Source organism: Streptomyces sp. NPDC057424 (assembly GCF_042803315.1).
GTDB lineage: Bacteria > Actinomycetota > Actinomycetes > Streptomycetales > Streptomycetaceae > Streptomyces.
On sequence record NZ_JBHVCP010000035.1, the window covers coordinates 77,375 to 84,829 of the forward strand.

Consider the following 7,455-nt stretch of genomic DNA (forward strand, 5'->3'; position numbering starts at 1 on the left):
ACACGGCAGATCGCCCAGCGCATGCCGCTGCCCGTGGTCGAGCGGCCGGCCCGGCCGGCGATCGGCCGCACCGAGCGCATGATCAGGCGTGTGGACCCACCGTCACCTCTCCCACCACCAGCTCCGGCGTCGCCTCCAGCACCTCCCCCACCCGCTCCACCTGCTCGCCCAGCTCCCGTTGCTGCCGGGCCGTCAGCCGGCGAAGCGGCTCGACCGTGACGGTCGTGCGACGGCCCCGGCGTCGCTGGTGCCACACCCCCGCCACGACACCGTCGACCAGCAGCACCGGGTAGTTGCCCGCCTGGCCGGCGCCGAGGGCGCGCCGGTACGCCGTCCCGGGGAACAGCCGTTCGCGGGGCTGCGCGGCGACGACGTACGCGTCGAAGTAGGGGAGCAGCCACACACCCCGCCCAGGGCCGCTCGGGAAGCCGGTGTCACCCGCCCCCACCCACGCCGGTGTCCCCTCGAAGTCGACCTCCTCGATACGGCCCGCCGCGGCCAGTTCGCCGAACAGGGCCGTGGCCCAGCCGGGCGGCGCCGCCAGCCAGCGCGCGAAGTGCTGCGGGGTGGCCGGACCGTACGCGTGCAGATACCGATGGACGAACGCGGCCGGCGCGTCGTCCTCCGCATGCGCCCCCCGTTCCCCCCGCACCGGGCGCGTGTACGTCGCCTTGCGGCCGCGGTTCGGGCCGAAGCACAGCATGCCCGCCCAGCCGGCCCGGTGCATCACCTGGCGCCAGCGCGGCCACAGGTCCTGGAACGCCGGCATCACGCGGTCGCCGGCCCAGGGGCCCGTGCGGGCGACGACCTCCTCGGACAGTTCGTCGAGGGTCAGGCACCTGCCGTCGAGCGCGTCGCCGATCGCCGTGACGACCTCGCCGGCCTGCTCCTCGGTGAGCCGTACACCGGGCGGGAACGGACTCGGCCCGGCCGGCACCGCGGTCAGCGCCGCCGAGAAGAGGGGGAGTTCACGGGCCGGGAGAAGATGCACCGTGCCGCGTGGGCCGTACGTCTTGATCAGGGACCGCTCTTCCCACAGGGCGGTCCGTACGTCCGCTCGTGTCAGCCCGTCCGCCCGCATCCCCACCGACAGCTCGGCGGCGGAGAGCACCTGTGCGTGCGCGCCCAGCATCGCGCCGACCACCTCGGCGGCCGGGGTGCCGGTCCCGGCCGGCCTGGCCAGGAACTGCCGCTCCGCCCGGCGTGCGCTCACCGCGTCCCACGTGATCTTCACGGTCCTCGTCATATGGCGAAGCTAGTGCCGCGACAGGCAACGTTCGCCCCGTCGCGACGCCCGGCACGCTCCCCCAAGCTCTTCGAGCAGGGGGACCCCCACTCGCCGCACCGGCCGAAAGCCCGAGTGCAACCAGTACGAGGACTTCCGGCCGGCACGCCGAGAGCACGCACCGGACGCCGCTCCTCGACGGGCGAACGTTGCCTACCGCGGCACTAGACGGCAATGAGGACAGAGCCCGGCCTGAACATGGACGGAACCCGGCCCAAGGGAGTCCTTGCACGCTGAGCGTCCGGCGCGCCCTGCGATGCAGACACCAGACCACGCGACCTGATCGGACGCTCAGCGTGCAAGGACCCCTGAACGCCGAGCCGACCCGCCCGGCTCGCGATTCACTCCTTTCGCTCACTGCACTTGCGCATCTTCCGACGAGGGTTTTCACATCGTTATCGTCTGCGGCTCGCCTCCACGCTGCCGCTCGCGTAACTTCGGGGGAGGCGATTCGCGTGAGCAAAGCTGCGCGGGCGGTACCGCGCAGTGGAGGGGGCTGCGCGGTGCCAGGCCTTACCGCCGGGCCGGCGCGGCGGCGATGTCGAGGCGGCAAAGCGGTGAATCGGAGACGGTCCGCAGTCGACTCCGGGTCAAGCGGGCGTTCGTAGCCGGGTCACCCGTCGGGGGGATGCCAGGACAAGTCACCCGAGCGGCCCCCAAGGCGCGGAAAATCCTCCGGATCCTGCCCCCGGGCGCCCGGTTTCCCAGCGTATGCGCCATGTTCCGGCCAGAAGTGAGCCCTGAACGAGGGCCTCCGCGGGCATCGCCGCGTCGCCGGACGGCTCCGGAGAGTAGTTGTGGCACGCCGATGCGCGCAGCATCACTCACGAAGGGTTATGGTGGAAACCCCCCCTCGGGCCGGTCCGTCTCCCCCCCACGGACCGGCCCGTTTTTTCTTGGTCCGCCGCGCGGCTCGAACCACCGGCCGGAACCGTTCCTTCCGTCCCGGTTGGCGGCCCACGGCCGTGGCGGGGGTAGGCTTCGCCTCCGGGGACTGCCATCCGGGCAGGGACCGCCCGCGGCCACGACCGGGCCGCACGCAGCGGCCTGTCCGATCCGCACGGAGGGGCTGACGATCACGTGAACCTGCGCGACAAGTTGCGCGGCCTGCTGGTCAGGCTGTACGCACGCCGGGTGGAAGGCCACCTGGACCACGCTCAGGTGCCCAAGCACATCGGCGTCATCATGGACGGCAACCGGCGCTGGGCGAAGGCCGCCGGTTCCAGCACCGTCGACGGCCATCGGGCCGGTGCCGGGAAGATCGAGGAGTTCCTCGGCTGGTGCACCGAGACCGATGTCGAGGTCGTCACCCTCTGGCTGCTGTCCACGGACAACTTCGACCGGCCCCAGGAGGAACTCGGCCCGCTGCTCGGCATCATCGAGGACGTCGTCCACACCCTGGCCTCCGACGGCCGCTGGCGCGTGCACCACGTCGGCACGCCCGACCTGCTGCCCTCCGGGATGCAGACGGTCCTCAAGGAAGCAGAGGAGACGACCGCGCACGTCGACGGGATAGTGGTCAACGTCGCCATCGGCTACGGCGGGCGCCAGGAGATCGCCGACGCCGTGCGGTCGATGCTGCTCGACGCCCAGGACAAGGGCACCTCGATGGAGGCGCTCGCCGAGGCCGTAGACACCGACATGATCGGGCGTCACCTCTACACGAGCGACCAGCCCGACCCCGACCTGGTGATCCGTACCAGCGGCGAGCAGCGGCTGTCCGGATTCATGCTCTGGCAGACCGCGCACTCCGAGTACTACTTCTGTGACGTGTTCTGGCCGGCGTTCCGCAAGGTCGACTTCCTGCGCGCCATGCGCGACTACGCGGCCCGTCACCGGCGCTACGGCGGCTGAAACACCCCGTCTCCGGACACCGCGGACGCGGGACGTCCCACGTCGCAACACCTCCCGGTACCCCGCTGAAGACGCACGTAACACGGAGTTCACCGGCTCGCCGTCATATGCCGTGGCATGGCGACGCTCGTTCGAGGGCATAACCCAGACAGGTCGACGCCCGAACCACGGGTGTCGGATCTCAGCGGACGGCACGGGGCCGTCCGCCCGGGAGGCCCTTTGCACCAGCCTGATCGTGCGGTCACAGCACGGACGAAGAGGCGGGAGGGCCGGTTCTCGGCCCGCGCAGGGCGGCCGACGACCGGTCGGGATTTTTCCCACCCCTCCCGGCCCAGCTTCCGCTCCGTCGCTCCCCGACCTCATCCGAGGGGGTACGTCCTTCCGTGGTGACCAGCACAAAGCGCCACAAGCCCGACCGGCGCACCTATGTTCTCGACACCAGCGTCCTGCTGGCCGACCCGAACGCCCTGAACCGCTTCGACGAGCACGAGGTCGTGCTCCCCATCGTCGTGGTCACGGAGCTGGAGGCCAAGAGGCACCATCCCGAACTCGGCTACTTCGCCCGGCAGGCCCTGCGCCTGCTCGACGAGTTCCGGGTCCGGCACGGCCGCCTCGACGCCCCCATCCCGATCGGGGATCTGGGCGGGACCGTCCGTGTCGAGCTCAACCACTCGGACCCCAGCGTGCTGCCCAGCGGCTACCGCCTGGGGGACAACGACTCCCGCATCCTCGCGGTCGCCCGCAACCTGCAGGCCGAGGGGTTCGACGTCACCGTCGTGTCGAAGGACCTCCCGCTCAGGATCAAGGCGTCCTCCGTCGGGCTCCTCGCCGAGGAGTACCGCGCGGAGCTCGCCATCACGGACTCCTCCGGCTGGACCGGTATGTCCGAACTGACCCTGCCCGGCGAGCAGGTGGACATCCTCTTCGAGGAGGGGCAGGTCTACGTCCCCGAGGTCGCCGACCTGCCGGTGCACACGGGCCTGATGATCCAGTCGGAGCGCGGCAAGGCCCTCGGGCGGGTCACGCCCGAGGGCAACATCCGTGTCGTACGGGGGGATCGTGAGGCGTTCGGCATCAAGGGCCGCAGCGCCGAGCAGCGGATCGCGCTCGACCTGCTGCTCGACTCGGACGTGGGGATCGTGTCGATGGGCGGCCGGGCCGGCACCGGCAAGTCGGCGCTGGCGCTGTGCGCCGGTCTGGAGGCGGTCCTGGAGCGCCGTCAGCACCAGAAGGTGATGGTCTTCCGTCCGCTGTACGCGGTGGGCGGGCAGGAGCTGGGCTATCTGCCGGGCTCCGAGGCCGAGAAGATGAGCCCCTGGGCGCAGGCCGTGTTCGACACGCTGTCGGCGGTCACCAGCCGGGAGGTCATCGAGGAGGTCACCGCGCGCGGGATGCTGGAGGTTCTGCCGCTCACCCACATCCGAGGACGCTCGCTGCACGACGCGTTCGTGATCGTGGACGAAGCGCAGTCGCTGGAACGGAACGTACTTCTTACCGTTCTGTCCCGGATCGGGGCCAATTCGCGGGTGGTTCTCACCCATGACGTGGCCCAGCGGGACAACCTCAGGGTCGGCCGGTACGACGGTGTCGTCGCCGTCGTCGAGAAGCTGAAGGGGCATCCTCTCTTCGCGCACGTGACCCTCACGCGGTCCGAGAGGTCCCAGATCGCCGCCCTTGTGACCGAAATGCTCGAAGACGGTCAGATCTGACTGTCTCGACCAAGTAAAAGCGGTTACACGATAGTTGGCGCCGTCCGGAAAAGGCCAAGAGCCTAGCCGGGCGGCGCCTTCGCGTGTGGCCGTTCCGTGGAATTTCCTGCGTCAAACGAGATGTGAGCTTTCACACGCAACTCGGAATTGCCTTGCCCTGTCGGGTTACGGCAGAGTCTCAGTCCTGTCAGGCCCCGCATACGACACACCTGTACCCCCAGCGGTACGGCACCACAAAGCAACAGCACCAACTGCATAGCGATGTCGTATGCCGCCCGAGCAACACGCGGCGCTCCCCTCGGGGGAGTTGCCCACCGGGCCCGCGCCTCCCGTGACCCCGCAGTTGGGGAGGCCAGTGCCAGGGGCACGATTGCGTCCGCGAGGGTCACCGAAGCGGGCGATGCTGGAAGGAAAACCGTGTGAGCCGGATCTCGGTCCGGGGATTCGCAGTGGCCTCGGCCACGGCGGTCACCGCTGTCGGAAGCGTTGTCGGCGTTGCCTCGGGCAGCACCGCGCAGAACAACGACGCCGAAGCGACGGCAAGCGGCGCGACCCTGCTCGCGGACATCCCCGCGGGCCAGCAGGCCCAGGTGCAGACCGCGTCTCTGACGCAGCAGGCCGACGTGCAGGCCATCCAGGCGGACGCGAGCGCGAAGAAGGACGCCGAGGCGGCCGCCCGCAAGGCCGCCGCCGAGACGGCCATCGCCAAGAAGGAGGCCGCCAAGGAGGCGGCCGAGAAGGCGGCCAAGGAAGCCAAGGAGCGCGCGGAGGCCAAGGCAGCCGCCAGCCGCTCCAAGGACGTCTCCGACTTCCCCGTCGCGACCTCCTACAGCATCGCCCAGCTCCAGGCCATGGCACGGCAGATGGTGCCGTCGGGTCAGTTCCAGTGCTTCAGCAACATCGTGGACCACGAGTCCGACTGGAACTACAAGGCGGTCAACCCCTCCTCCGGGGCCTACGGCATGTTCCAGGCGCTGCCCGGTTCCAAGATGTCGTCCGCCGGCGCCGACTGGCGGACCAACCCGGCCACCCAGATCAAGTGGGGCCTGAACTACATGAACGAACGCTACGGCAGCCCCTGTGAGGCCTGGTCGTTCTGGCAGGCCAACAACTGGTACTGAGCCGGCCGGCCCACGGCCGATCCCGCCCTTCGCGCGAGCCCCGCACCGTCATCCGGTGCGGGGCTCGCGCCATGTACGGTCGGACGGACGGCTCCCCGGGGGAGTGGTGCGCCAAGACGGGGGAAAAGGACGGATCATGTCGCGAGTGCCAGGGTGGCTCGGCCGGCTCGGTGCCGGGCTGACGGAGATGAGCGAGCGGTACAACGAACGCCGCGCCGAGGCCGAACGGGAGCAGGACGGCCCCGAGTCCCTGACGTTCGCCGACGAACACGTGCCGCCGCCCCCGGACTACGCGCCCGACGTCGCCGCCCGCCCCGATCCCGCGCTCGCCGTGCCGTGGGGGGTACGGGTCGCCGCCGAGGCCGGCTGGCGGCTCCTCGTCCTCGCGGGCACCCTGTGGGTGCTGATGCGGGTCATCAGCGCCGTCCAGCTCGTGGTGCTCTCCTTCGTCATCGCGCTGCTCATCACGGCGATGCTGCAGCCGACGGTGGCGCGGCTGCGGCGCCACGGCGTGCCGCGCGGGCCCGCGACCGCGCTGACGGCGATCCTCGGATTCGTCGTCATCGGCCTCATCGGCTGGTTCGTGACCTGGCAGGTCATGGAGAACATCGACGACCTCTCGGGCCAGATCCAGGACGGCATCGACGAGTTGCGGAACTGGCTGCTGAACAGCCCCTTCCACGTCACCGACAAGCAGATCAACGAGATCGCCACGAATCTGCGCGAGGCGGTCGGGGCGAACACCGACCAGATCACCTCGGCGGGGCTGGAGGGCGTGACGGTCGTCGTCGAGGCGCTCGCCGGGATCCTGCTGGCGGTCTTCTCGACGCTGTTCCTGCTCTACGACGGCAAGCGGATCTGGGAGTGGACGCTGAGGCTCGTGCCGGCGGCGGCGCGGCCGGGGGTGGCCGGGGCCGGTCCGGCGGCGTGGCGGACGCTGACGGCGTACGTGCGGGGCACGGTGATCGTCGCGCTGATCGACGCGATCTTCATCGGGCTGGGGATCTACTTCCTCGATGTGCCGATGGCCGTGCCGCTGGCGGTGTTCATCTTCCTGTTCGCGTTCATCCCGCTGGTGGGTGCGGTGGTGTCCGGGGCGCTGGCCGTGGTCGTCGCGCTGGTCACCCAGGGGGTGTTCACGGCCGTCATGACGCTGGCGGTGGTGCTCGCGGTGCAGCAGATCGAGGGACACATCCTGCAGCCGTTCATCCTGGGACGGGCCGTGCGGGTGCATCCGCTGGCGGTGGTGCTGTCGGTCGCGGCGGGCGGGATGGTGGCCGGGATCGGGGGTGCGGTGGTCGCCGTGCCGCTGGTGGCGGTGACCAACACGGTCGCCGGGTATCTGCGGTCGTCCTCGCAGAAGGCGGCGCTCCGGCATTCCGTGCGGCCGCGCGGGGCCACGGCGGTGAGCGCGGAGCCCGCTCCGCAGACGCCGCCGGAGTAGCCGGGGCCCGGAGAACACCAGCAGGGCCCCGCCCCACCGGTC

General features: G+C 70.5%; 5 protein-coding genes. 4 read left to right on the forward strand and 1 reads right to left on the reverse strand.

The annotated features are described in order from the left end of the window. Nucleotides 1–82: 82 nt before the first annotated feature. Nucleotides 83–1,246 (reverse strand): winged helix DNA-binding domain-containing protein, encoded by a 1,164-nt coding sequence (locus ACFU3E_RS25320; protein WP_384162457.1) that lies wholly within the window; start codon nt 1,244–1,246, stop codon nt 83–85. Nucleotides 1,247–2,365: 1,119 nt separating this feature from the next. Here ACFU3E_RS25320 and ACFU3E_RS25325 point away from each other — a divergent pair. The 4 genes from ACFU3E_RS25325 (at nt 2,366) to ACFU3E_RS25340 (ending at nt 7,413) form a co-directional block, all read left to right on the forward strand. Next, nucleotides 2,366–3,139 (forward strand): isoprenyl transferase, encoded by a 774-nt coding sequence (locus ACFU3E_RS25325; RefSeq protein WP_384162460.1) that lies wholly within the window; start codon nt 2,366–2,368, stop codon nt 3,137–3,139. Between the two features lie 383 nt (nt 3,140–3,522). Then, the gene (locus ACFU3E_RS25330; protein ID WP_384162463.1) at nt 3,523–4,848 is read left to right on the forward strand and encodes a PhoH family protein; all 1,326 of its coding nucleotides are present in this window, start codon (nt 3,523–3,525) and stop codon (nt 4,846–4,848) included. Nucleotides 4,849–5,267: 419 nt separating this feature from the next. Next, a complete protein-coding gene (locus ACFU3E_RS25335; protein ID WP_384162466.1) occupies nt 5,268–5,969 on the forward strand; it encodes a transglycosylase SLT domain-containing protein in 702 nt (233 codons plus the stop codon). Between the two features lie 136 nt (nt 5,970–6,105). Further along, nucleotides 6,106–7,413: an AI-2E family transporter gene (locus ACFU3E_RS25340; RefSeq protein WP_384162469.1), complete on the forward strand. Its 1,308-nt coding sequence runs from the start codon at nt 6,106–6,108 to the stop codon at nt 7,411–7,413. Nucleotides 7,414–7,455 lie beyond the last annotated feature (42 nt).